The organism is Acidovorax lacteus, assembly GCF_039540375.1.
GTDB lineage: Bacteria > Pseudomonadota > Gammaproteobacteria > Burkholderiales > Burkholderiaceae_C > Acidovorax_G > Acidovorax_G lacteus.
The window spans coordinates 1-24,927 of sequence record NZ_BAABEX010000009.1 but is presented as its reverse complement, the minus strand read 5'-3'; the positions used below and the strand labels follow the sequence as shown (position 1 = coordinate 24,927).

Genomic DNA, 24,927 nt, shown 5'->3' with positions numbered 1-24,927 from the left:
GCTGCAGGGCCACACTGCGCGCACGCCGCCCCGCCCACCGCCAGGCGGCCTGATTGCTGCACGATGACCGCCCAGACCCTGCCCCTTGCCCCACGCCCTCCTGCCAACGCCCAAGCCCTGGGCAGCGCCGACGACCTGCGCGCCAGCCTGCGCCGCCGCGCCCACCTCAAGGGACGCCAGCCCGACGACGCCGCGCTGGCCGAGGTGCGTGCGCTGATCGGCGATCCGCCGCCCGGCGGCCACCGGCCCGATCTGCTGATCGAGCATCTGCACCAGCTGCAGGACGCTTTTGGCGCGCTGTTCGACCGGCACCTGGTCGCGCTGGCGCGGCTCACTGGCCGTTCCATGGCCGAGGTGCACGAGGTCGCGAGCTTCTATCACCACTTTGACCGCCGCACCGACGGAGAAGCCGCCCCGCGCCTGGTGCTGCGTGTGTGCGACAGCCTCAGCTGCAGCCTGGCCGGGGCCGATGCCTTGCTCGATGGCCTGCGCACGCGCCTGGCCGCGCTGGGGGTGGCCGACGTGGCCGTGCAGCCCGAGCCCTGCGTGGGCCGCTGCGAGCAGGCCCCGGTGGCCGTGCTGCACCAGCTTCCGGTGCCCGAGGCCAGTGTTGAGGGGGTGCTGGCGTTGCTCGATTCCATGCCAAATCGGGCTGTAGCCCAGCATTCATTAGCACGAGCAGCTATTGATTTTGTAGCGTCCGACTTTGCTGGACAGCCGCTGCCCGCAGCCGACGACCCGGTCAGCCCCGCCTTCACCGACCTTGCGCGCTACCGCGCCAGCGGGGGGTACGCGCTGGCCGCCGCCGTGGCCCACGGCACGCGCGACGCCGAGTCGGTGTTGCAAGCGATGGAAGACGCGGGCCTGCGTGGCCTGGGCGGTGCAGGCTTTCCGGCCGGGCGCAAGTGGCGCATCGTGCGCGATCACGCGGCCCGCGCGGCAGCCGCCGGGCGGGGCGGGGCGCTGATGGCCGTCAACATCGACGAAGGCGAGCCCGGCACCTTCAAGGACCGCACCTACCTGGAACGCGACCCGCACCGCTTTCTCGAAGGCCTGCTGATCGCCGCGCAGGTGGTGGGCGTCGACGCCGTCTACATCTACCTGCGCGACGAATACCACGGCGCGCGCGCCCTGCTGGCCCGCGAACTGGAGCGCCTGCAGGCCGAGCCGCCGTACCCGCTGCCGCACATCGAACTGCGCCGGGGCGCCGGGGCTTACATCTGCGGCGAGGAGTCGGCCATGCTCGAAAGCATCGAAGGCCGCCGTGGCGAGCCGCGCCTGCGCCCGCCCTACATTGCGGAGGCAGGGCTGTTCGGCCGCCCGACGCTGGCCCACAACTTTGAAACCCTGTACTGGGTGCGCGACATTCTGGAGCGCGGCCCGCAGTGGTTTGCCGGCTTTGGCCGCCACGGCCGCCGCGGGCTGCGCTCGTTCAGCGTGAGCGGGCGGGTGCGCTCGCCGGGCGTCAAGCTGGCCCCGGCGGGCATCACGCTGCGCGAGCTGGTGGACGAATACTGCGGCGGCATGCTGCCCGGACATACGCTGTACGCCTACCTGCCCGGCGGGGCGTCGGGTGGCATCCTGCCGGCAGCCCTGGCCGATGTACCGCTGGACTTCGACACGCTGCAGCCGCACGGCTGCTTTATCGGTTCGGCCGCGGTCATCGTGCTCAGCCAGCACGACCGTGCGCGCGACGCCGCGCTGAACGTGATGCGCTTTTTTGCGCACGAAAGCTGCGGCCAGTGCACGCCCTGCCGCGTGGGCACCGACAAGGCCGCGCGCCTGATGGAGGCCCCGCAATGGGACGCTGACCTGCTGGACGACCTGGCGCAGGTCATGGCCGACGCCTCCATTTGTGGGCTCGGCCAGGCCGCGCCCAACCCGATCCGCTGCGTGCACAAGTACTTTGCCCACGAGGTGGGTGAGGGGCATTGGCCCGGCGACTTGCCGCCGCCGCGCGGCGCGCCGCTGGCCGAACGGCTGGGCGGCAGCGAGACCCCGGAGGTGTTGGCATGAACGCGCGCATCCCCCTGCACCCGCTGCCCGGCGCGGCCGTCCTGGCCGGTGGCGCGACCGAAGCCGTGCCCTTTGTGCTCGACGGCCAGCCTGTGCAGGCCCAGCCGGGCGAAAGCCTGCTGGCCGCCGCCCGCCGCCACGGGGTGGAGCTGCCCCACCTGTGCCACAAGGATGGCCTGCGGCCCGACGGCAACTGCCGCGCCTGCGTGGTCGAGATTGCGGGCGAGCGCACGCTGGCCCCGAGCTGCTGCCGCGCGCCCACCCCGGGCATGCAGGTGCAGGCGAGCAGCCCGCGTGCCCGGCAGGCCCGGGCCATGGTGCTCGAACTGCTGCTGGCCGACCTGCCCGAGCAGGGCCACAAGTGGCTGCAGGACGACCCGGCCCACCCGCATGGTGAACTCAGCGCCTGGGCGCAGTCGGAGGGCGTGACGGTGCGCCCGGCCCTGGCCGCGCTGCGCCGCGAAGCCCCGCCGCCCGACCTGAGCCACCCGGCCATGGCCGTGCAGCTCGATGCCTGCATCCAGTGCAACCGCTGCGTGCGTGCCTGCCGCGAAGAGCAGGTCAACGACGTGATCGGCACCGCGCTGCGCGGGGCGGACAGCCGCATCGTGTTCGACCTGGGCGACCCCATGGGCGCCAGCACCTGCGTGGGCTGCGGCGAATGCGTGCAGGCCTGCCCTACGGGCGCGCTCATGCCCAAGACGCACCTGGGCCCGCAGCGCGTGGACCGCTCGGTCGATTCGGTCTGCCCGTTCTGCGGCGTGGGCTGCCTGGTCACCTACCACGTGCGCGACGAGAAGATCGTGAGCGTCGAAGGCCGCGCAGGCCCGGCCAACGCCGGGCGGCTGTGCGTCAAGGGGCGCTTTGGCTTTGACTACGTGCACCACCCCGAGCGGCTCACGCAGCCGCTGGTGCGCCGTGCGGGCGTGCCCAAAGACCCGGCGCTGCTCGGCACCCCGCGCGACTGGCGCGAGGTGTTCGAGCCCGTGGGCTGGGACGAAGCCCTGGAGCGCGCCACCGCGCCGCTGCGCGCCCTGCGCGCGCAGCATGGCCCGGCGGCGCTGGCGGGCTTCGGCTCGGCCAAGGGCAGCAACGAAGAAGCCTACCTGTTCCAGAAGCTGGTGCGCACCGTGTTCGGCAGCAACAACGTGGACCATTGCACCCGCCTGTGCCATGCCTCCAGCGTGGCGGCGCTGCTCGAAGGCGTGGGCTCAGGGGCGGTGAGCAACCCGGTGGCCGACGTGGCCGAGGCCGAGCTGATTTTGGTGATCGGCTCCAACCCCACCGCCAACCACCCGGTGGCCGCCACCTGGATGAAGAACGCTGCACGCCGCGGGGCCCGCATCGTGCTGGCCGATCCGCGCGTGACCGACCTGGCGCGCCACGCCTGGCGGGTGCTGCCCTTCAAGGCCGACAGCGATGTGGCCCTGCTCAACGCGCTTCTGCACACCATCGTCGAGGAAGGGTTGGTGAACGAGGCCTTTGTGCGCGAACGCGCGGCCAACGTCGAGGCCCTGCGCGCCCATGTGCGTGACTTCAGCCCCGAGGCCATGGCCCCGGTGTGCGGCATTGCGGCCGAGACGCTGCGCGAGGTGGCGCGCGCCTATGCCACGGCGCGCAGTGCGATAATTTTGTGGGGCATGGGCGTGAGCCAGCATGTACATGGCACCGACAACGTGCGCTGCCTGATCGCGCTGGCCACGCTCACCGGCCAGATCGGCCGGCCCGGCACGGGGCTGCACCCGCTGCGCGGGCAGAACAACGTGCAGGGCGCGAGCGACGCCGGGCTGATCCCGATGATGTTCCCCAACTACCAGCGCGTGGACCGCCCCGAGGCCCATGCGTGGTTCGAGGCCTTCTGGGGCGCGCAGCTTGATGACAAGCCGGGCGCGACCGTGGTCGAAATCCTGAACCGCGCGCTCGCCCCCACCGAGGACCCGCAGAAGGTGCGTGGCATGTACATCATGGGCGAGAACCCGGCCATGAGCGACCCCGACCTGCACCACGCACGCGCGGCGCTGGCAGCGCTCGACCATCTGGTGGTGCAGGACATCTTCCTCACCGAAACCGCGTGGCTGGCCGACGTGGTGCTGCCTGCGTCGGCCTGGCCCGAGAAAACCGGCACCGTGAGCAACACCGACCGCATGGTGCAGATGGGCCGCCGCGCCTTGAACCCGCCGGGCGATGCCAGGCCCGACCTTTGGATCGTGCAGCAGATGGGGCAGCGCCTGGGCCTGTATGCCCCCAAGCCGGGGGCCGCAACGGGGGCCACGGGATGGGAATATCCTGGCCCCGAGTCGGGCGTGGCCGCCGTGTTCGACGAGATGCGCACGGCCATGCAGGCGGCCATTGGCGGCATCACCTGGGAGCGGCTGGGGGCGGCTTCCACCGTGACCTATCCCTGCCTCACGCCCGAGGACCCGGGCCAGCCAGTGGTCTTCACCGAGCGGTTTCCGACCCCCAGCGGGCGCGTGCAGCTGGTGCCTGCAGGGTTGGTGCCGGCCGCCGAACGGCCCGATGCCGAATACCCGCTCGTGCTCATCACCGGCCGCCAGCTCGAGCATTGGCACACTGGCAGCATGACGCGGCGCAGCCAGGTGCTGGACGCGCTGGAGCCCGAGGCCACAGCCTCGGTGCATGGTGACGACCTGGCCGCCTGGGGCCTGGCGCCTGGCGACTGGGCCGAGCTGCGCTCGCGCCGCGGCAGCGTGCGGGTGCGTCTGCGCCGCGACGATGGCACGCCGCGCGGCAGCGTGTTCCTGCCCTTTGCCTACGCCGAGGCGGCGGCCAATCTGCTCACCCATGCGGCGCTCGATCCGTTCGGCAAGATTCCCGAATTCAAGTACTGCGCGGTCGCCCTGCGACCTGCCCCTGCCTGACACACGCCTGACCGCTGCGGATGCGCGACTGCGGCACCCGGACTTTCCCGCCCCGGTGCGCGCAGCGCCGGGGCGAAGGGGTACATTCCCCGCATGTCTGTACGCCCTTCCACCCAGGTTGCCGTCGTGATGCGCTGCGAGCGCATCACCAACCGCTGGCAACCCTGGCGTTGGGTGCTCGCCGAGGTCGTGCCCCATGAGCCGGCCTTTGGCGCGGAGCCGCGCAAGCTGCGCGACGATGCCGAGGGCATGAGCTGGTTGTTTCCCGACTTTGAAGTGGCGCTGTTCCGCGACGAAGCCGAGGGCTACTGGCTCAACCTGGAGTCGCCCGCGCCCTGTTGGTTTGTGCTGTGGAGGCTGGATGAGGTGCAGGAGCCCGACGCCATCCCGCTGGCAAGGCCTGTGGCGGTGAGCCTGAGCTACCACGAAGCCGGGCGCTGGCTCGATGCGCAGGAGACCGTGGAGCAGGTGCCCGCGCCCGAGCCGGTGCTGGACACCTTGCGCGCCTTCGTGGCCGAGCACTACGTGCCCGAGCCGCGCCGCCGCAAGCGGCCCGATAGTTTTCAGCCGCTGCAAGACCGTTTTGGCAACCCGGCGTCCGTGTCCACTGGCAAGCCGCAGCGGGGCGGGGGTGGGCATGGCTGACGGATTCCTGGGCCGCTGGGCACGCCGCAAGGCCGATGCCCGCGAGGGCAAGCCGCTGGACGAACCGGTGCACGCACCGGCGACCCCGGTGGCGGCCCCAGCGGTCGCCGTGCCTGCGCCGCCGCCGGTGGCTGCCTCTAGGGCGGAGCCTGCGGGCGAGCCACCCGCGCCGCCGCCGACCCTGGAAGACGCCCGGCAGCTTACGCCCGAGGCCGACTTTCGCCGCTTTGTGGCGCGCGACGTACCGCCTGAGGTGCGCAACACCGCGGTCAAGAAGCTGTTTGCCGATCCGCACTTCAATGTGATGGACGGGCTCGATATCTACATCGACGACTACAACAAGCCCGACCCGCTGCCCGCCGGCATGCTGCGCCAGATGGCGAGCGCACAGTTCCTGGGCTTCTTCCGCGACGAAGCAGACAAGGCATCCCCTGCCGCACCGGACGCCCAGCGCGATGCCGCAGCGGTGGCCGAGCCCGATTCCTCCAGCCCGCCGGAGCGGGTGGCCACCCCCGCGGGCGGCCCGACAGCCCCTGCCAGCCAAGACGACCATGCCCACTCTGATCTGCGACTGCAACCAGACGATGCCTCTCGACGCGAAAGCGCTGGGCACCGCACTGCGTGAAGACCTGACTTTGCATTCCACGCTCTGCCGCCGCGAGGCCGGAGCCTTCCAGGCCGCGGTGCGCGGCCCGGGCGAGGTGGTGGTGGCCTGCACGCAGGAGCAGCGCCTGTTTGGCGAGCTGGGCCAGCAGACCGAAGGCGCGGTGGCGCCGGTGCGCTTCGTCAACATCCGCGAAACCGGCGGCTGGAGCCGCGATGCCCGCGAGGCCACGCCCAAGATCGCCGCACTGCTGGCCATGGCGCGGCTGCCCGAGCCGCCACCCGTGCCCACCGTCACCTACCGCAGTGGCGGCCGGGCGCTGGTCATCGGCCCGGTTGACGCTGCCGAGCGCGCGGCCGCTCTGGTGTCCGACGTGCTGGACGTGACGGTGTTTGCCACCGGCCCTGGTCAGGCCGGTGGTGCGCAGGCGCGGCGCTTTCCAGTGCTGGGCGGTCGCCTGCGCCAGATCACGGGCTGGCTGGGCGCGTTCGAGATCCGCTGGACAGCCGACAACCCCATCGACCTGGACCTGTGCACACGCTGCAACGCCTGCGTGGCCGCCTGTCCGGAAAACGCCATCGGCCTCGACTACCAGATCGACCTCGACGCCTGCACCGGCCACCGCGCCTGTGTGAAGGCCTGCCAGGTGGCCGGTGCCATCGACTTCCAGCGCGAGGCCGAGGAGCAGACCGAGCGCTTTGACCTGGTGCTGGACCTGCGCGCCGCCGACGCCACGCCCACGTTTGTGCAGCATGCGCTGCCGCAAGGCTACTTCCGCTGGGACGGCCGCGACCCGGGCGTGCTGTTGCGCCTGCGCGATATGGTGGGCGAGTTTGAGAAGCCGCGTTTCTTCCAGTACAAGCAAAAGCTCTGCGCGCACAGCCGCAATGAACAGATTGGTTGCCGCGCCTGCGTGGACATCTGCTCGGCCGAGGCCATCCGCAGCGAACCCGCGCGCCAGCAGATCCAGGTCAACCCCCATCTGTGCGTGGGTTGCGGGGCCTGCACCACGGTATGCCCTACGGGCGCACTGACCTACGCGTACCCGGCCGTGCCCGACCTGGGCCAGCGGCTCCGTACGGTGCTGTCCACGTATCTCGCTGCAGGGGGCAAGGCTCCGGTGCTGCTCTTGCACAGCCAGGATGCGGGGCAGGCCATGGTCGACGAGCTGGGGCGTGCGGCACAGCTCAAGCTGGCGCACGGTGTGCCAGCCTCTGTCATTCCAGTGCCCTTGTGGCATTCGGCCAGCACCGGCATCGATCTGTGGCTCAGCGCCATTGCCTGGGGTGCTCGACAGGTGGCCGTGCTGACCACCGGCGCGGAGGCCCCGCAATACCTCGACGGCCTGCGCGCGCAAATGGACGTGGCCCAGACGCTGCTGCAAGGGCTGGGCTACACGGGCACGCACCTGCACCTGCTGCAGGCCCGCACCGCGCAGGATCTGGACGCACTGCTGCGCCCCCTGGCGGCGCAGCGCCCTGCTGTGCCGGCCGTGACTGCACGGCATGCCGCGGTGGGCGAAAAGCGCAGCACGCTGGACATGGCGCTGGACCACCTGATCGCGCACACTCCGCTGGCGGCTGCGCAGCAGCCCGAGGCCATCGCACTGCCAGCGGGGGCATCGCCGCTGGGGTCGGTCGTGGTCAACGCCGACCGTTGCACCCTGTGCATGAGCTGTGTCGGTGCGTGCCCCGCGAGCGCCCTGCTTGACAACCCGCAAGCGCCCCAGCTGCGCTTTGTCGAGAAGAACTGCGTTCAGTGCGGTCTGTGCGTGCAGACCTGCCCGGAAGACGCACTGTCGCTGGTGCCTCGCCTGCTGCTGGGGCCCGCACGGGCCGAAACCCGTGTGATCAACGCCACCAAGCCCTGGCACTGCGTGCGCTGTCACAAGCCCTTCGGCACCCTCAAGGCCATCGAGGCCATGCTGGGCCGCTTGTCGGGGCATCCGATGTTCCAGGGTGAGGCGTTGGAGCGCCTCAAGATGTGCGGCGACTGCCGCGTGATCGACCTGTATTCCGCCTCTGGCGAAACGAAAGTGACCGACCTGTGAGCGCTCCTGTCCACCTGCACCGTCCTTCGGCTACCAGTTCGGCGCTGGACGAAGAAACCGCGCGCGCCGAGCTGTACGGGTTGCTTGCGCAGCTGTTCTATGCCCCGCCCGAGCCTGCACTGTGGGATGCGCTGCGCGTGGCCGTGACCGAGGCACCGGCCACAGGGGCTTTCTTGCAGGAGCCCTGGCAACAACTGGTCGCCACTGCGCGGGCCATGGAGCGCAGTGCCGTGGTGGCAGAGTTTGATCGCCTGTTCGGCGGTGTGGGCAAGCCCGAGGTCATGCTGTACGCCTCGCATTACCTCAGCGGCTTTCTCAACGAGAAGCCGCTTGTGCGCCTGCGCGACGATCTGGCCCGGCTGGGCCTGGGCCGCGACGACCAGATGCCGGAAACCGAGGACCACATCGCCTACGTGTGCGAGGTGATGCGGTATCTGATCGCAGGGGATGACATGGAGGTCTGCAACCTGAGGGTGCAGCAGGCGTTTTTCGCCGCCCATCTCCAGGGCTGGACGCCTGCGCTGTGCAATGCGCTGCAAGAGCACCCTGCCGCCCGGTTCTATGCCGCACTGGCCCGCTTGGCGCAGGCTTTTTTCTCAGTAGAAACCCAGGGGTTCGATCTACTGGATTGACCCGTTGGAGCACTGTCGCCGTAAGTCTCGTGTTCGAGTAGGCGACTAAAGTGCTTGGAATGCCTGACAGCCGTTTGCATGCGCTTACATGCTGTCTTAGAGTGTGTCTACTAATTCCCTCGTCCGCCACTGGAGACAAGCATGCAGGACCGTCAACCCGATTCCTCACGTCGCAGATTCTTTGGTGGTGCGGCCACCGTGGGTGCTGCCGCAGCCGCCGTGGTGGCGCTGCCGCAGGTCATGCCGGCGGTGGGCTCCCCCGCGCAGGAGACCTTGCTGCCCCCGCCCGAGCGAGGCGGTGGCTACCAGCTCTCCGAGCATGTCAAGCGCTACTACCGTACCACCCACATCTGAGCAGGACGCGCCATGTTGCTGACCAAGAAGTCTTCTCGCGCGCCCGAGGGTGCGCCGTCGTCTCCATTTGTGCACAGCCTGCGCCGTGGGCTCGCACATGCGCTGCCCACCATGGACCGCCGCGCATTTCTGCGCCGCTCTGGCCTCGGTGTGGGCGTGGGGCTCGCGGCTTCCCAGCTCACGCTGGTCAAGAAGTCGCAAGCGGCCCAGGGCAAGATCGCCGTGGGCGACAGCAAGATCGAAGTGCGCCGCACGGTGTGCACCCACTGCTCCGTGGGTTGTGCGGTCGACGCCATTGTGGAGAACGGTGTCTGGGTGCGCCAGGAGCCGGTGTTCGATTCACCGATCAACCTTGGGGCCCACTGCGCCAAGGGGGCGGCCCTGCGTGAGCACGGCCACGGTGAATTCCGGCTGCGCTACCCGATGAAACTGGTCAACGGCAAGTACGAGCGCATCAGCTGGGATCAGGCGCTGGACGAAATTTCCGCCAAGATGCAGGAGCTGCGCAAGGCCAGCGGGCCTGACAGCGTGTACTTCATCGGCTCGTCCAAGCACAACAACGAGCAGGCCTATCTGCTGCGCAAGTTCGTCAGCTACTGGGGTACCAACAACTGCGACCACCAGGCGCGCATCTGCCACTCCACCACCGTGGCCGGCGTAGCCAACACCTGGGGTTACGGTGCGATGACCAACTCGTACAACGACATGCAGAACAGCAAGCTGGCGTTGTACATCGGCTCCAATGCGGCCGAAGCCCATCCGGTGAGCATGTTGCACATGCTGCACGCCAAGGAAACGGGCTGCAAGATGATCGTGGTCGATCCCCGCTTCACGCGCACGGCGGCCAAGGCCGACGAGTTCGTGCGCATCCGGTCGGGCTCGGACATCCCGTTCCTGTTCGGCATCCTGTACCACATCTTCAAGAACGGCTGGGAAGACAAGCAGTACATCAACGACCGGGTCTGGGGCATGGACAAGGTCCGTGCCGAAGTGCTGGCCAAGTGGACGCCCGACAAGGTGGAAGAGGCCTGCGGCGTCAATGAGGCGCAGGTGCTCAAGGTCGCGACCATGATGCACCAGCACCGCCCGGGCACCATCGTCTGGTGCATGGGCCAGACCCAGCACACCATTGGCAATGCCATGGTGCGCGCGTCGTGCCTGTTGCAGCTGGCACTGGGCAATGTGGGCAAGTCCGGTGGCGGTACCAACATCTTCCGCGGCCACGACAACGTGCAGGGTGCCACCGACGTTGGCCCCAACCCTGATTCGCTGCCGGGCTACTACGGCGTGGCCGAAGGCGCGTGGAAGCACTTTGCGGCGGTCTGGGGCGTGGAATTCGACTGGATCAAGAGCCGCTATTCCAGCCCGGCGATGATGACCAAGTCGGGCATGACGGTGTCGCGCTGGATTGACGGCGTGCTCGAAAAGAACGAGCTGATCGACCAGGATTCGAACCTGCGCGGCGTTTTCTTCTGGGGTCACGCACCCAACTCGCAGACGCGCGGCCTGGAAATGAAAAAGGCCATGGACAAGCTGGATCTGTTGGTGGTGGTCGATCCGTACCCCTCGGCCACGGCTGCGATGGCGGCGATGCCGGGCAAGGCCGAGGATCTGAACCCCAACCGCACGGTGTATCTGCTGCCCGCGGCCACGCAGTTCGAGACCAGCGGCTCGTGCACGGCATCGAACCGGTCACTCCAGTGGCGCGAGAAGGTGATCGAGCCGCTGTGGGAAAGCCGCAGCGACCACATGATCATGTACCAGCTGGCCGGCAAGCTGGGTTTTGGTGCCGAACTGGTCAAGAACTACAAGCTGCAAAAGGTCAAGGGCATGGATGAGCCCGTGGTCGAGGACATCCTGCGCGAAATCAACCGCAGCGTCTGGACCATTGGCTACACCGGTCAGAGCCCGGAACGGCTGAAGGCCCACATGCGCAACATGCACCTGTTCGACGTCAAGACCCTGAAGGCCAAGGGCGGCAAGGACAAGGAAACCGGCTACGACTTCAGCGGCGATTACTTCGGTCTGCCCTGGCCCTGCTATGGCACGCCCGAGCTCAAGCACCCGGGTTCGCCCAACCTCTACGACACGTCCAAGCACGTGATGGACGGCGGCGGCAACTTCCGCGCCAACTTTGGGGTGGAACGCGACGGCCAGAGCCTGCTCGCCGAAGATGGCTCGCATTCGCTGGGGGCCGACATCACCACGGGCTACCCCGAGTTCGACCATGTGCTGCTCAAGAAGCTGGGCTGGTGGGACGAACTGACCGACGCTGAGAAAAAAGCCGCCGAAGGCAAGAACTGGAAGACCGATCCGAGCGGCGGCATCATCCGCGTGACCATGAAGAACCACGGCTGCCATCCATTCGGCAATGCCAAGGCCCGCGCCGTGGTCTGGAACTTCCCCGACCCGATTCCGCAGCACCGCGAGCCGCTGTACGGCACGCGCCCGGACCTGATGGCCAAGTACCCGACGCACGACGACCGCAAGGCGTTCTGGCGCTTGCCCACGCTCTACAAGAGCGTGCAAGAGAAGAACCTGGCGGACAAGCTGCACGAGAAGTTCCCGCTGATCCTGACCTCGGGCCGCCTGGTCGAATACGAAGGGGGTGGCGAGGAGACCCGCTCGAACCCCTGGCTGGCCGAGCTGCAGCAGGAAGCGTACGTCGAGATCAACCCCAAGACGGCCGCGGACCGCAGCATCCGCAACGGCGAGCGCGTGTGGCTCTCTTCGCCCACAGGTGCCCGCATCAACGTGCAGGCGCTGGTGACCGAGCGCGTGGCGCCCGATACGGTGTGGATGCCCTTCCACTTCTCGGGCCGCTGGCAGGGGGCCGACATGCTGGCGCATTACCCCAAGGGCGCGGCGCCCATCGTGCGCGGCGAAGCCGTGAACACCGCGACCACCTATGGTTACGACACCGTGACCATGATGCAGGAAACCAAGACCACGATCTGCAACGTGGAACGGGCCTGAGCGCTCGACACTGACGAGGAGACACAGCAATGGCCCGAATGAAGTTCATCTGCGATGCAGAACGCTGCATCGAATGCAACGGCTGCGTGACCGCCTGCAAGAACGAGCACGAAGTGCCCTGGGGTGTGAACCGCCGCCGCGTGGTGACGCTCAACGACGGCGTGCCCGGTGAGAAGTCCATCTCGGTGGCCTGCATGCACTGCAGCGACGCGCCGTGCATGGCTGTCTGCCCGGTCAACTGCTTCTACCGCACCGACGAAGGTGTGGTGCTGCACGACAAGGACGTGTGCATCGGCTGCGGTTACTGCTCGTACGCCTGCCCGTTTGGTGCGCCCCAGTTCCCGTCCTCGGGCACTTTTGGTCTGCGCGGCAAGATGGACAAATGCACGTTCTGTGCGGGCGGCCCTGAAAAGCACGGGAGCGAAGCCGAATTCGAGAAGTACGGTCGCAACCGCCTGGCCGAAGGCAAGCTGCCGGCTTGCGCCGAAATGTGCTCGACCAAGGCGCTGCTGGCTGGCGACGGCGACGTGGTGGCCGACATCTTCCGCAACCGCGTGATCCAGCGCGGCAAGGGTGCTGAAGTGTGGGGCTGGGGTACGGCCTACGGCACCAAGACATCGGGCCAAGCCCCGGCAGGAGCCAAGTCATGAGCACGCGTTCCATCGCATTGGCGGCCCTGGTGGCCGCAGCTGGGTTGGTAGGCTGCTCCGAAAAGCCGCAGACCGGTGGCGGCATTCGCCACGACGCCGCTCCTTACACGGGCACTGGCAGCAACTTCATGCAGTCTGGCTGGAAGGCGGGCGACAAGACAAGCTGGGAGCAGCAGCTCAAGGCGCGGCAGCTGTACGGGCAAAACGAGTACACGCGCAACCAACAGCCTGCGCAGTGACGAAGGGGGCTCCCATGAAGCAACTCCTGTGGACTTTGCTGCTGGCTGCGGCCACCGGCCTGGGTGGTGTGCACGCGCAAACAGCTCCGGCCGACACCGGCGCACCGCAGTCGGCGGCCGCACCCGCTGCGATGGCGGGCGTGAAGAGCCAGAACATTTTCGAGCTCAAGGATGCGAGCAACGAGCCGAACTATGCCGGCCAGACGAACGCCGAGCGCGCCCAGGTACAGCCGGGCAACAACGCGCCGATGTGGCGGCAGGTGGGCGAGGGGGTGAACGGCTACAGCAGCCTGCCCAAAAGCCAGGCGCCTGAGGCTGGCAACCTGATTCAGCCTTTCGTGCAGTACCCGGGCTCTCGCTGGACCAACGCCGGGGAAGCCTGGCGCCAGGTGCGCAACCAGTGGATCATTCCGTACGGTGGTGCGTTGCTCGTGATCGTGGCGGTGGCCATCGGGCTGTTCTATTGGCGCAAAGGCACGATCATGCTCCACGGGACCGAAACGGGGCGCAAGATCGAACGCTTCACCCCGTTCGAGCGTGCCGCGCACTGGGTCAACGCCATCGCCTTCGTGGCTCTGGCCGTCTCCGGCATCGTGATGGCCTTTGGCAAATACTTCATGCTGCCCGTGATGGGCAGCACCCTGTTTGGCTGGCTCAGCTACGCACTCAAGAACATCCACAATTTTGCCGGGCCGTTGTTTGCGGTGTCGCTGATTGTGGTGTTTGCGACCTTCGTGCGGGACAACCTGCCAAGCAAGGAGGATGTGCAGTGGATCCTCAAGGGGGGGGGTCTTCTGTCGGAGCACGAGGTGCCATCGCACCGCTTCAACGCGGGTGAAAAGGTGTTGTTCTGGGCGGGCGTGTTCTTCCTCGGGGCCATCGTCGTGGCATCGGGCCTTGTGCTCGACAAAGTGATCCCGGGCCTGTTGTATGAGCGCTCGACCATGCAGATCGCGCACATGTTCCACGGCGTGGCCACGGTGCTGATGATGGTGATGTTCATGGGTCATATCTACATGGGCACCGTCGGTATGCAAGGCGCCTACCAAGCCATGAGAACCGGCTATGTGGACGAAACCTGGGCCAAGGAACACCATGAGCTCTGGTACGACGATATCCAGGCCGGCAAGATTCCGCGCGAGCGCAGTGTCAGCGGCCCACAGGCGACGGCTGGTCGCCCTGCGCAGGCTTGAGATGGAGGAGATTCCGATGACAGTACACCCCACGTTTCTTGCTCGACTGTCCTCCGCGCTGGCAGGCGGACTGCTGATGGGCCTCTCGCTCACCGCGCAGGCCAAGCTGCCGCCGCCTTCGCCCGAAGCGGCCGCCAAAGCGGCCGAGGCTGCGGCCAAGTCGGCGCATGCGGCCAAGGTGGACAACTACAAGCTGTGCCTGTACCAGGACAAGGCGGCAGCGCACTACCGCAAGACCGCCAAAGACGCCAAGCCCGCGACCACGACACCTGCCTGCGCCGACCCCGGGCCGTTTGTGTACACGCCGCCCGCCGACAAGCCCGCCGAGGCCGCGGCTGCACCGTCGTCTGCTGGCGTTGCAGCCAGCCCGCCAAGCACCAAGGCACCGTCTGCGTCCGCGCCCAAGTCCTGAGCGGAGCGTGCGGTCAGGGGTGATCTGATCGATCCACCCCGGCCGCATCAAGACCTGACCATCCGGCCGCACGAACCTCTGGTGAGGACGTGCGGCTTTTTCATGCCCGTGGCATGCTTGCTGCACCATGCTGAATCCCTCTGACCCGTCTCTCGGGCAAGACGCTTCCTTGCGGCCCCTGGCGTTGCCCCGGCTGACGCAGGCCCATGCTCCGCTCACGCGCACCGTCCAGGCCCTCAACGAGCGCGGAGAGACCGAATGGCTGCAGATTCCGGCCGAGCGTCCGCTGACGGTGTACGTGGACAAGCGCGAGATCGTGACCCTCATGACCCTGGGCGCCCACCCAGAATGGCTGGTGCTCGGCTACCTGCGCAACCAACGCCTGGTGGATGCCGTCGACGACATCGAATCGGTCACGGTGGACTGGGAGGTGGGTGCGGCCGCGGTGCGCACCCGTGCGGGCATTGAGCGCATCGAGGAACGCACCGCCCACAAGGTGGTGACCAGCGGCTGCGGACAGGGCAGCGTGTTTGGCCACTGGATCGACGAGATCGAGCGCATCGCCTTGCCGCAGGCGCGCATCACGCAGGCGCAGCTCTACGGCATCGTCAATGCCATCCGGCTGCAGGAGAGTACGTACAAATCGGCAGGCTCTGTACACGGCTGCGCGCTGTTCCGCGGCGAAGCCCTGCTGCTGTTCGTGGAGGACGTGGGCCGCCACAACGCCATCGACACCATTGCCGGCTGGATGTGGCTGCATGGCGATGGGCCACCCGATCAACCGGTGCAAACCGACCGCGCCCGTTGGGCGCAAGCGGCCGGCATGCGCGGCGACGACAAGGTGTTCTACACCACCGGGCGCCTCACGAGCGAGATGGTCATCAAGTCGGCGCAGATGGGGGTGCCGGTGGTCGTGTCGCGCAGCGGCATGACGCAGATGGGCCATGCGGTGGCCGAGCGCCTCGGGCTGTGCGCCATCGGCCGTGCCATGAACCGGCGCTTTGTCTGCTACAGCGGTGCCGAACGACTGCAATGGCAGCCGGAGCTGGCGCAGGCGGCCATTGCGCCGTCGCGTGAGGGTGGATCGCTCCCTGCAACCGACTGAGCCGGCTGCGCGGCTCTGGCCTGCGCCCGCGAGCACTCTGGCAACGGCATGCAGCAATGGCATCATGCGCGCATGCGCAAGAACAACGATCCTCGCGACTGGGCGGACACCTTGCCCAGCCAGTTCGGACCCTACGAATCGCTGCCGCCTGGAGCCGAGCCTCAAGAGCCCCCGTTCGGCACCCATCCGGCCGCAGCGGCAAGCCCTGCAAGTCCTGCGACGCCGCAGGCCCTCGGCGCAGACGAATGGCCCTGGCACCGCTGGATTCGCGAGGGGCTGCGCGGAACCATGCTCCGGGCCCCCGCTCCGTGGCCGGTAGGTCCGGGGCCGCTGCAGACCCTGGTGCTGGTGCTGCTGCCCGCCTTGCTGCTGCTGGCGGTGGACCGCTGGGGCATTGACGCACCGGTGACGTTCGATGTCCGGGCCTGGCTGGCCCCGTGGTGGACCACCCTCGTGCTGGCCTGGCTGGCCTGGTGGGCGATGGCCCCGCGCCAAGACCTTCCATCCAGGAGCCTCGCAGCCTGGCTGGTGCTCACAGCCTGGTCGCCCTGGCTTCCCACGGCGCTGCTGTATGGCCTGATGGGGTGGATGGCACGCGCGCCGGGCGTGTGGGCGTCGGAGGCGATGACCTGGCTCTCTTGGGGGTTGTACGTGGGCCTGCTGCTGTGGGTCGTGGCCGCGTTGGTGCGCAGCACTGCAGCGCTGGCTGCGTCCCGCGGGCGGGCGGCCGTTTTTGCGCTCGGTTTGCTCGCAGTGCTGGCTGCGGCGACCTGGTGGTTTCCAGACCGCCCCTGGGCGCCCGACCGGGACAGCCTGGCCCAGTCCACCGACGGCGACCTGGCGGCACCCCCCGCGCTGGCCCTGCGCCCTGAGGTGTTCGAAGACCAGCAGACGCTGTGGCAGGCGCAGGCCGATGCGCTGCTGCCCGAACGCCCGGGCGTGACCGACCTGTACGCGCTGGTGTTTGCCCCCTACGCCGACGAAGAGGTCTTTCGCCGCGAAAGCACCATGGTGGCGCGCTTGATGGCCGAGCGCTTCGATGCCCAGGGCCGGGTGTTGCACCTGCTCAACCACGCGCACACGTCGGCCACGCATGCCTGGGCCACACCGGCCAACCTGCGCCGGGCCGTCAAGCTGCTGGCCGAGCGCATGGACCGCGAGCACGACGTGCTGTTTGTGTACCTGACCTCCCATGGTGCCAAAGACCACGCCCTGGCCGCCACCCTGGCGCCGCTGCAGATCGAGTCGCTCACGCCGCGCGATGTGCGCGAGGCGCTCGATGAAGCCGGCATTCGCCACCGGGTGATCGCAGTGTCGGCCTGCTATTCGGGCGGTTGGGTAGAGCCCCTGGCCACGCCGACCACTCTGGTGATGACCGCAGCCGATGCAGACCACACCTCGTACGGCTGCGGCACACGCTCCGAGCTCACCTTCTTTGGCCGTGCCGTGTTCCATGAGCAGCTGCGCCAGACCCATTCGTTTGCCGAGGCCTTTGAGCGCGCCGTGCCGGTGATTGCGCGGCGCGAGTTGGATGCCGGCAAGGACGACGGGTTTTCCAACCCGCAGATCCGGGTGGGCCCCGAGATCGCGCCCACCCTGCAGGCCTTGCAGGAGCGGCTGGCCGGCATCTGAAAGCGCGCGCCAGCGCCCGGGGCAGGCAGGGTGCTGGCCCGGCTGGCCCGGGTGCACAAGTCCCCAGGCGCGGCCAGACGTCGGGCTTTGCGCTATGGTGCGGCCCATGACCCCTTCGTTTTTCAGACTGGGCTGGCGCACCCTGCTGCGCGACCTGCGCGCGGGCGAGCTGCGCCTGCTGATCGTGGCTGTGACCCTGGCCGTGGGTGCGTTGACCTCGGTCGGCTTTTTTGCCGACCGCCTGCAGGGCGGCCTGCAGCGCGACGCTCTGCAGATGCTGGGCGGCGATGCCGTGGTGGCCAGCGACAACCCCACGCCCGCCAGTTTTGTGGAGCAGGCGCGCCAGCAGGGCCTGCAGGCCGTGACCACGCTGAGCTTTCCGACCATGGCGCGCGCGCCCGATGCGCAGGGCGGCGGTGCACGGCTCGTGGCCCTCAAGAGCGTGGAGCCCGGCTATCCGCTGCGCGGCACGGTGCGCATTGCGCCGCAGCCCGGCGCGCCCGACGCGGCCACGCAAGACATTCCCGCGCCCGGCCAGGTGTGGGTGGACGCACCGCTGCTCGGCGCGCTGGGCCTGTCCGTGGGCGACACCCTGCTGCTGGGCGACGCCGCCCTGCGCGTGTCGGCCGTGATCACCATCGAGCCTGACCGCGGCGCGGGATTCATGAACTTCGCGCCCCGCGTGATGGTGAACGCCCAGGACCTGCCCGCCACCGGCCTCGTGCAGCCTGCCAGCCGCCTGACCTACCGCTTTGCCGTGGCGGGTGACGAGCGCGCCGTGCGCCGCTTTGCCGACTGGGCCAACGCCCAGGTGCGCCTGCCCGAGGTGCACGGCGTGCGCGTGGAATCGCTGGAAAGCGGCCGCCCCGAAATGCGCCAGACACTCGACCGTGCGCAGAAATTCCTCTCGCTCGTGGCGCTGCTGGCGGCCCTGCTGTCGGCCGTGGCCGTGGCCCTGGCAGCCCGCAGTTTTGCGGCCGACCACCTCGACGCGTCGGCCCTGCTGCGCGTGCTGGGGCAAAGCCAGCGCACCATCGCCGGGGCCTACATCACCGAATTTGCGCTGGTGGGCCTCTTGGCCAGCCTGCTGGGTGTGGCACTGGGCTATGGGGTGCACCATGGTTTTGTGCTGCTGCTGGCGGGCCTGGTCGAATCGTCGCTGCCTGCGCCCAGCCTCTGGCCCGTGGCCTTTGGCGTGGGCATGGGGCTGACCCTGCTGGTGGCCTTTGGGCTGCCGCCGGTGCTGCAACTGGCGCAGGTGCCGCCGCTGCGCGTGATCCGGCGCGATGTGGGCGGGCTGCGCCCGGCGTCGCTGGCTGTGCTCGGCCTGGGGGTGGCCGGTTTTGCCGCACTGCTGCTGGCCGTGAGCAGCGACCTGCGCCTGGGGGCGATTGCGGTGGGTGGCTTTGCCGCCGCAGTGGGCCTGTTTGCGGCGCTGAGCTGGCTGGCCGTGTGGGTGCTGCGCCGCAGCGTGAACGAAGCCACCGCCCCCCGCTGGCTGGTGCTGGCCACGCGGCAGATTGCCGCGCGCCCGGTGTATGCGGTGGTGCAGGTCAGCAGCCTGGCCGTGGGCCTGCTGGCGCTGGTGCTGCTGGTGCTGCTGCGCACCGACCTCATCAGCAGCTGGCGGCAGGCCACGCCGCCCGACGCGCCCAACCGCTTCGTCATCAACGTGATGCCCGAGCAGGCCGAGCCCTTCCAGCAGCAGCTGCAGGCCGCGGGCGTGCAGCGCTACGACTGGTATCCGATGATCCGCGGCCGCCTCGTGGCCGTGAACGACCGCCCCGTGGGCCCGGACGATTACACCGAAGACCGCGCCAAGCGCCTGGTGGACCGCGAATTCAACCTCTCGCACGCTGAGCAGGCTCCGCCGCATAACACCGTGGTGGCCGGCCGCTGGACGCCCGGCGAGGCCGACGGGCTGAGCGTGGAAGACGGCATTGCCGAGACGCTGGGCCTCAAGCTCGGCGACCGCCTGCGCTTTGACATGGGCGGCGTGCAGCGCGAAGCGCGCATCACCAGCCTGCGCAAGGTGGACTGGGGCTCGATGCGCGCCAACTTTTTCGTGATGTTCCCGGTGGCGCAGATGGAAGGCGTGCCGCTGACCTACCTGGCCGCCTACCGGGCACCCGAAGTCTGGCCGCCCGCTGGGGCGCAGCCGCCGCTGCCTGCCACGGGCGCTGCGCCCTCCGGCACGGGCAGCGCGGGCTTCGACAACGCGCTGGTGCGGCAGTTTCCGAACGTCACCAACGTGGACATGACGGCCACCATCGCCCAGGTGCAGCGGGTGCTGGAGCAGGTGATCCGCGCCGTGGAGTTCCTGTTCGCCTTCACGCTGGCCGCGGGGCTGGTGGTGCTGTTTGCGGCCGTGACGGCCACGCGCGAAGAGCGCGCGCGCGAGTTCGCCATCATGCGGGCCGTGGGCGCGGGCTCCGGCCTGCTGCGGCAGGTGCAGCGGGCCGAACTGCTGGGCGTGGGCCTGCTGGCGGGCTTTCTGGCCAGCAGCGTGGCCGTGGCGGTGGGCTGGGGCCTGGCGCGCTACGTGTTCGAATTCACCTGGACGGCCGCGCCCTGGGTGCCGCTGGCCGGGGCCCTGGCTGGTGCGCTGCTGGCGCTGGCGGCGGGCTGGTGGGGCCTGCGTGAAGTGCTGCGCCGCCCGGTGGTGGCCACCTTGCGCCGCGCGGCAGAATAGCGCCAGGCTGCATCCCGGGCCCTGGCTGGGGCCGGGCCGAGGCCCGCACCCCGGCCACAGCTTGTAAAGGGCCACCGGGGGTGCAAGGCTGGGTTGCCGTCCTCTGGTTGTTTGCTCCTGTTTTGATAGCTACTCGTGCTTGATTTGTAAGCACGAGCGGCCAATTTGGCTTGTATGACCGATTCCGACACTCCAGACGCCTCGCCCACCACCCCGTTTGAATGGATCGGCGGCGAGGAGCGCGTGCGCGCGCTCACCGAGCGCTTTTACGACCTGATGGACCTGGAGCCCCGCTATGCCGCGCTGCGCGCCGCGCACGGCAGCGACCTGGTCTCGGCCCGGCAAAAGCTGTTCTGGTTTTTGTGCGGCTGGCTCGGCGGGCCGGATTACTACATCGAACGATTCGGCCACCCGCGCTTGCGGGCGCGGCACCTGCCGTTTTCCATCGGCATTCTGGAGCGCGACCAATGGGTGGCCTGCATGGACCAGGCCATGGCCGAAACCGGCGTTCCAGCGGACTTGCGCACGCGTCTGCAGGCCAGCTTCATGAACACCGCCGACTGGATGCGCAACCGCGGGGGGTGAGCATGCCGCCCAGAAATCCTTCGGCACCCGCGGGCAGAAAGCCCCGTGTGGCGCGCAAGCCCGCACCCAGCGGCTTTCGCTGCGCGGGCTGCGGCGAATGGCACGAGGAACTGCTCACCGACGTCGGCTGTGGCCTGCCCGATGCGGTGTTTGCGCTCGGCTACCTGGAGCGCTACCGCCGCGCGCGCCACAACGCCGACTTTTGCACCCTGGACGGCACGCGCCACTTCATCCGCTGCGTACTGCCCGTGCCCTTCGCCTACCGCGACGACTTCTTTGGCTGGGGCGTGTGGGTCGAAGTGGAACCGGCCGCGCACGACGCCTGGCTGCACTGTTTTGATGGCGGGGCCGAGCGCATGCCGCCGGTGACCGGTGTGCTGGCCAACGCGCTCAAGGCCTATCGCGCCACCACGGGGCTGCCGGTGCGCCTGGATTTCGCGGACGACCGCCGTCCGTTCGCCTGGATCGCGCCCCGCTCGCGCCACGCCCTGGCGCTGGAGCAGCGCCGCGGCATCGACGAAGCCCGCCACCACGCGCTGGCCGACCTGTTCCGCTGACGTCCGCCGGGCCGGGCCCGCTGCGTGTGCGGGGTCTGGCGGCGCGGTTCAGCGCGCCTGCATCTTGCGCGCCGAGCGCAGCAGCACCACCAGCGCCCCGGCGCCGCCCTCGTCGCCGCGCGCCTGCACAAAGGCCAGCACCTCGTTCTTTTGCACCAGCCAGCTGTGCACGCGGCCTTTGAGCACCGGGCTCTTGCCCGGAGAGCCCAGGCCCTTGCCGTGCACGATGCGCACGCAGCGTTTGCCCTGCTTTTGCGCGTCGCGCAGGAACTGGCCCAGCGCCTCGCGCGCCTCGTCGGTGCGCAGGCCGTGCAGGTCGAGCTGCGCCTGCAGCGTCCATTCGCCACGGCGCAGGCGGCGCGTGATGTCGGGGCCTACGCCGGGGCGCCGGTAGCTCAGGGCCTCGTCAGTCTCCAGCAGGGTGCTCACGTCGAAGTCGTCGCTGATCGATTCCAGCAGCACGCGCTGGTCGTCCAGTTGCTGCTGCACGGCCACGGGTGCGGGTTGGGGCAGCGCGTGCTCCACGGTGTTGCGCGTGCGCAGGCGCTGCACCGGGCCCACGGCCAGCTCGAACAGACGGTGGGCGTTGCGCTGGCGTTCTTCCTCGGCGCGGCGCGCCTTTTCGGTGGCCAGGGCGGCTTCGCGCTGCTGGGCCATGCGCTTGCGCACGGCCTTGAGGTCTTGCAGCGAGTGAACGACCAGGCCCGTGGCGGTGGCAGTGGCCGTGGCTGTGGGCGCAGCCGCAGCGGGCGGCAGGGGAGGGCGGCGGGGGGCGGTCATGCAGCGCGCCCCGTCACAGCAGGCCCTGCTCAGCCATCGACAGCGCCTGGCCGGGGCCGACGATTACGTGGTCGAGCACGCGCACGTCCACCAGCGCCAGCGTGGTCTTGAGGGTCTGCGTCAGCGCCTCGTCGGCGCGGCTGGGCTGCACGCTGCCGCTGGGGTGGTTGTGGGCCAGCACCACGGCCGCAGCCTGGTGGTGCAGGGCGCGCAGCACCACCTCGCGCGGGTACACGCTGGTCTGCGTGAGCGTGCCGCGGAACAGCTCTTCCAGCGCCAGCAGCCGGTGCTGGCTGTCGAGGAACAGCACCGCAAACACCTCGTGCCCCTTGGCCGCCAGATGCAGCTGCAGGTAGTGCTTCACGGTCTCGGGTGCGTCGAACACGGTGCGCTCTTGCAACTGCTGGGCCAGGGCACGGCGGGCGAGTTCGAGCACCGCCACCAGCTCGGCCCGCTTGGCCGGGCCCAGGCCCTTGATGCGGGCGAGATCGGCCGCGCTTGCGTGCAGCAGCCCGGCAATGCCGCCAAAGCCGCCCGCCGGGCGGCCCGTGGCCGGGTCGGTGCAGGGCGGGGCCAGCAGCTCTTCGGCCAGCGCCAACACGCCCTTGCCCGCCAGGCCCGTGCGCAGCAGGATGGCCAGCAGCTCCGCATCGGCCAGCGCTGCCGGGCCGCGCGCAAGCAGCTTCTCGCGCGGCTGGGCATCGGCAGGCAGGTCTTTGAGGGGCATGGGGCGGCGGGCGTGCAGTGGGAGGGTGGCAGGGCAGGGGGGCCGCCTGCGGCAGGGCTTGACCGGCGCGGCCCGGGGCCATGGCCGGTTTTCTACAATCGGGCCCAGTTTATCGGGACTTGCATGACCTCTGACGCCACCCCCCTTCCCACCGTTCAGCCGGGCTCCTTCCTCACCTTGCACTACCGGCTGGCCGGCCCTGCGGGCGACGTGATCAACACCTTCACCGACAAGCCCGCCACGCTGTCGCTGGGCACGGGCGAGCTGTCGCCTGCGATGGAGCAGCGCCTGCTGGGCCTGGCCGAAGGCACGCGCAGCACCTTCACGCTGGCCGCAGGCGAGGCCTTTGGCGAGCGCAACCCCGACATGGTGCAGTGGGTGGCGCGCAAGCTGCTGAACGAGCTGGGCGACCCGCACGAGCAGTACCAGGTGGGCGATGTGGTGCAGTTTCCCACGCCCGACGGTCTGGGCAGCTACGCCGGGGCGGTGCAGCAGGTGCGGGGCGACGGCGCAGTGCTGTTCGACTTCAACCACCCGCTGGCGGGCCAGCCCGTCACGTTCGAGGTGCAGATCATCGGCGTGCTGTGATGCGCCGGGTGCCGCCGCGCGGCCACCCCGCACTGCCTGCCGTCAACGCTGCTGGCCGCCGCCAGCGTGAGGAACATTCCCTATGAACCATCCCCAGGAGATCCTGCTGGCCGAACCCCGAGGCTTTTGCGCCGGGGTGGACCGCGCCATCGAGATCGTCGAGCGCGCACTGCAGAAGTTCGGCGCGCCGATCTACGTGCGCCACGAAATCGTGCACAACACCTACGTGGTCAACGACCTCAAGGCCAAGGGCGCCATCTTCATCGAAGACCTGGCCGACGTGCCGCCCGGCGCTACGCTGGTTTTCAGCGCCCACGGCGTGAGCCGCGCCGTGCAGGAAGAAGCCCAGGCGCGCGGGTTCTCGATCTTTGACGCCACCTGCCCGCTGGTGAGCAAGGTGCACGTCGAGGTGGCCAAGCTCGCCAAGGAAGGCTACGAATTCATCATGATCGGCCACAAGGGCCACCCCGAGGTGGAGGGCACCATGGGCCAGCTCGACTCGGGCATCCACCTGGTGGAAGACGTGGCCGATGTGGCCCGCGTGCAGCCCGGGCAGACGGCCAAGCTCGCCGTGGTCACGCAGACCACGCTGTCGGTGGACGACGCGGCCGAGATCCTGGCGGCCGTGCGCCAGCGCTTTCCGCAGGTGCGCGAGCCCAAGCAACAGGACATCTGCTACGCCACGCAGAACCGACAGGACGCCGTCAAACTGCTGAGCCGCCAGGTGGACCTGGTGATCGTGGTGGGCAGCCCCACCAGCTCCAACAGCAACCGCCTGCGCGAACTGGCCGCCAAACTGGGCACAACCGCCTACATGGTGGACAGCGCCGACGAACTGCGCTCCGAATGGTTCATGGGCGTGGCCCGCGTGGGGCTGACGGCGGGCGCTTCGGCCCCCGAAATCCTGGTCAAGCAGGTGATCGAGCGCATCAAGGCGTTGGGCGCGGTGTCGGTGCGCAGCATGGACGGCATCGAGGAGACGGTGAAGTTTCCGCTGCCCAAGGGGTTGAAGATCGATGCGGTGACGGGGCTGGAGTTGCGGGAGCGGTCGCCGGAGACGGGGGCTTGAAGGGTTTTGGGTTACTCGTGCTTTCTGGGTAAGCACGAGCAGCTATCAAAGTCATAGCGTTTTGGTCTGTTGTTTGTAGTTTGCCGCTGGGGTGTGTCGCGTGCCGGAACCGGGTCTCGGCCCGGCGGCCGACCTCCTTTTCTTTGCTTCGCCAAAGAAAAGGAGGCAAAAGAAAGGCGACCCTACAGGCTGCGACCCCAGACGCACGGGAGTGCGTCTGGGGCAACCTGCGGTGCTCGCGCCTGGGGTGCGCCGCATAACTCACTTCGCGCTTGCAGCGCTGCGTTCGGACAAATGCGGCGAGCTAGAGGACCAAGCCTGCGTGTCCTGCGGCACGCAGGCCACCCCAGGCGCTGCGCTCCTCGGCGCATCCTGAAGGGGTGGGGGCGGGCCATCGCTGCGCTCGGCCCAACGGGGGCACCACCGCTCCGCAGTTTTCCAACGTCGATGGTCGTGGTGCGCCCGGAGTCGGCGTCACTGCGCAGCAGCAGCCGACCCCTCTGGCCCCTCGGCTGCGACGAGGAGCGCAGGGCGCGGGGCGG

21 protein-coding genes are annotated in these 24,927 nt (G+C 68.9%); 19 read left to right on the top strand and 2 right to left on the bottom strand.

Annotation, left to right across the window (positions count from 1 at the left end; translation table 11 throughout):
* Positions 1–63 precede the first annotated feature (63 nt).
* From ABD866_RS07585 to ABD866_RS07505, 17 genes are all read left to right on the top strand, one after another.
* On the top strand, positions 64–2,016 hold the full coding sequence (locus ABD866_RS07585; RefSeq protein ID WP_345062810.1) for an NADH-ubiquinone oxidoreductase-F iron-sulfur binding region domain-containing protein: 1,953 nt from the start codon (positions 64–66) through the stop codon (positions 2,014–2,016).
* Positions 2,013–4,895, top strand: a complete 2,883-nt coding sequence (gene fdhF / locus ABD866_RS07580) for a formate dehydrogenase subunit alpha (RefSeq protein ID WP_345062808.1) — start codon at positions 2,013–2,015, stop codon at positions 4,893–4,895. Before ABD866_RS07585 ends, fdhF begins: the two co-directional genes overlap by 4 nt.
* 93 nt (positions 4,896–4,988) lie before the next feature.
* Positions 4,989–5,540 (top strand): DUF3305 domain-containing protein, encoded by a 552-nt coding sequence (locus ABD866_RS07575; RefSeq protein WP_345062806.1) that lies wholly within the window; start codon positions 4,989–4,991, stop codon positions 5,538–5,540.
* Entirely contained in the window at positions 5,533–6,165 is a 633-nt protein-coding gene (locus ABD866_RS07570) for a DUF3306 domain-containing protein (protein ID WP_345062804.1), read from the top strand. Before ABD866_RS07575 ends, ABD866_RS07570 begins: the two co-directional genes overlap by 8 nt.
* Positions 6,092–8,194, top strand: a complete 2,103-nt coding sequence (locus ABD866_RS07565; RefSeq protein WP_345062802.1) for a 4Fe-4S binding protein — start codon at positions 6,092–6,094, stop codon at positions 8,192–8,194. Before ABD866_RS07570 ends, ABD866_RS07565 begins: the two co-directional genes overlap by 74 nt.
* Positions 8,191–8,826, top strand: a complete 636-nt coding sequence (locus tag ABD866_RS07560; protein ID WP_345062800.1) for a TorD/DmsD family molecular chaperone — start codon at positions 8,191–8,193, stop codon at positions 8,824–8,826. The genes ABD866_RS07565 and ABD866_RS07560 overlap by 4 nt, the downstream gene beginning before the upstream one ends.
* A gap of 141 nt (positions 8,827–8,967) precedes the next feature.
* Entirely contained in the window at positions 8,968–9,180 is a 213-nt protein-coding gene (locus tag ABD866_RS07555; RefSeq protein ID WP_345062798.1) for a twin-arginine translocation signal domain-containing protein, read from the top strand.
* A 12-nt stretch (positions 9,181–9,192) separates the two neighbouring features.
* A complete protein-coding gene (locus tag ABD866_RS07550; RefSeq protein ID WP_345062796.1) occupies positions 9,193–12,156 on the top strand; it encodes a formate dehydrogenase subunit alpha in 2,964 nt (987 codons plus the stop codon).
* Between the two features lie 29 nt (positions 12,157–12,185).
* The gene (gene fdh3B, locus ABD866_RS07545) at positions 12,186–12,806 is read left to right on the top strand and encodes a formate dehydrogenase FDH3 subunit beta (RefSeq protein ID WP_345062794.1); all 621 of its coding nucleotides are present in this window, start codon (positions 12,186–12,188) and stop codon (positions 12,804–12,806) included.
* Positions 12,803–13,045, top strand: coding sequence for a hypothetical protein (locus ABD866_RS07540; RefSeq protein WP_345062792.1), 243 nt, complete (start codon positions 12,803–12,805; stop codon positions 13,043–13,045). Before fdh3B ends, ABD866_RS07540 begins: the two co-directional genes overlap by 4 nt.
* 14 nt (positions 13,046–13,059) lie before the next feature.
* Positions 13,060–14,238 carry a formate dehydrogenase subunit gamma gene (locus ABD866_RS07535; RefSeq protein WP_345062790.1) on the top strand — a complete coding sequence of 393 codons (1,179 nt, stop codon included), beginning with the start codon at positions 13,060–13,062 and terminating at the stop codon, positions 14,236–14,238.
* A gap of 16 nt (positions 14,239–14,254) precedes the next feature.
* Positions 14,255–14,650, top strand: a complete 396-nt coding sequence (locus tag ABD866_RS07530) for a hypothetical protein (protein ID WP_425549559.1) — start codon at positions 14,255–14,257, stop codon at positions 14,648–14,650.
* Positions 14,651–14,777: 127 nt separating this feature from the next.
* A complete protein-coding gene (locus ABD866_RS07525; RefSeq protein WP_345062788.1) occupies positions 14,778–15,755 on the top strand; it encodes a formate dehydrogenase accessory sulfurtransferase FdhD in 978 nt (325 codons plus the stop codon).
* 48 nt (positions 15,756–15,803) lie between these two features.
* Positions 15,804–17,387 (top strand): C13 family peptidase, encoded by a 1,584-nt coding sequence (locus ABD866_RS07520; protein WP_345062786.1) that lies wholly within the window; start codon positions 15,804–15,806, stop codon positions 17,385–17,387.
* A 106-nt stretch (positions 17,388–17,493) separates the two neighbouring features.
* A complete protein-coding gene (locus ABD866_RS07515; RefSeq protein ID WP_345062784.1) occupies positions 17,494–20,079 on the top strand; it encodes an ABC transporter permease in 2,586 nt (861 codons plus the stop codon).
* A gap of 174 nt (positions 20,080–20,253) precedes the next feature.
* Entirely contained in the window at positions 20,254–20,664 is a 411-nt protein-coding gene (locus ABD866_RS07510) for a group II truncated hemoglobin (RefSeq protein WP_345062782.1), read from the top strand.
* A 47-nt stretch (positions 20,665–20,711) separates the two neighbouring features.
* Positions 20,712–21,221, top strand: a complete 510-nt coding sequence (locus tag ABD866_RS07505; protein ID WP_345062780.1) for a DUF2199 domain-containing protein — start codon at positions 20,712–20,714, stop codon at positions 21,219–21,221.
* Positions 21,222–21,269: 48 nt separating this feature from the next.
* Here ABD866_RS07505 and ABD866_RS07500 read toward each other — a convergent pair whose 3' ends face one another.
* Together ABD866_RS07500 and radC are read right to left on the bottom strand one after the other, a co-directional pair.
* Positions 21,270–22,001, bottom strand: coding sequence for a Smr/MutS family protein (locus ABD866_RS07500; RefSeq protein ID WP_425549558.1), 732 nt, complete (start codon positions 21,999–22,001; stop codon positions 21,270–21,272).
* 13 nt (positions 22,002–22,014) lie between these two features.
* Positions 22,015–22,728, bottom strand: coding sequence for a RadC family protein (gene radC, locus ABD866_RS07495; RefSeq protein ID WP_345062778.1), 714 nt, complete (start codon positions 22,726–22,728; stop codon positions 22,015–22,017).
* A 123-nt stretch (positions 22,729–22,851) separates the two neighbouring features.
* Here radC and ABD866_RS07490 point away from each other — a divergent pair, with 123 nt between their 5' ends.
* Together ABD866_RS07490 and ispH are read left to right on the top strand one after the other, a co-directional pair.
* Positions 22,852–23,316, top strand: coding sequence for an FKBP-type peptidyl-prolyl cis-trans isomerase (locus ABD866_RS07490; RefSeq protein ID WP_345062776.1), 465 nt, complete (start codon positions 22,852–22,854; stop codon positions 23,314–23,316).
* Between the two features lie 82 nt (positions 23,317–23,398).
* A complete protein-coding gene (gene ispH, locus ABD866_RS07485) occupies positions 23,399–24,385 on the top strand; it encodes a 4-hydroxy-3-methylbut-2-enyl diphosphate reductase (RefSeq protein ID WP_345062774.1) in 987 nt (328 codons plus the stop codon).
* Positions 24,386–24,927 lie beyond the last annotated feature (542 nt).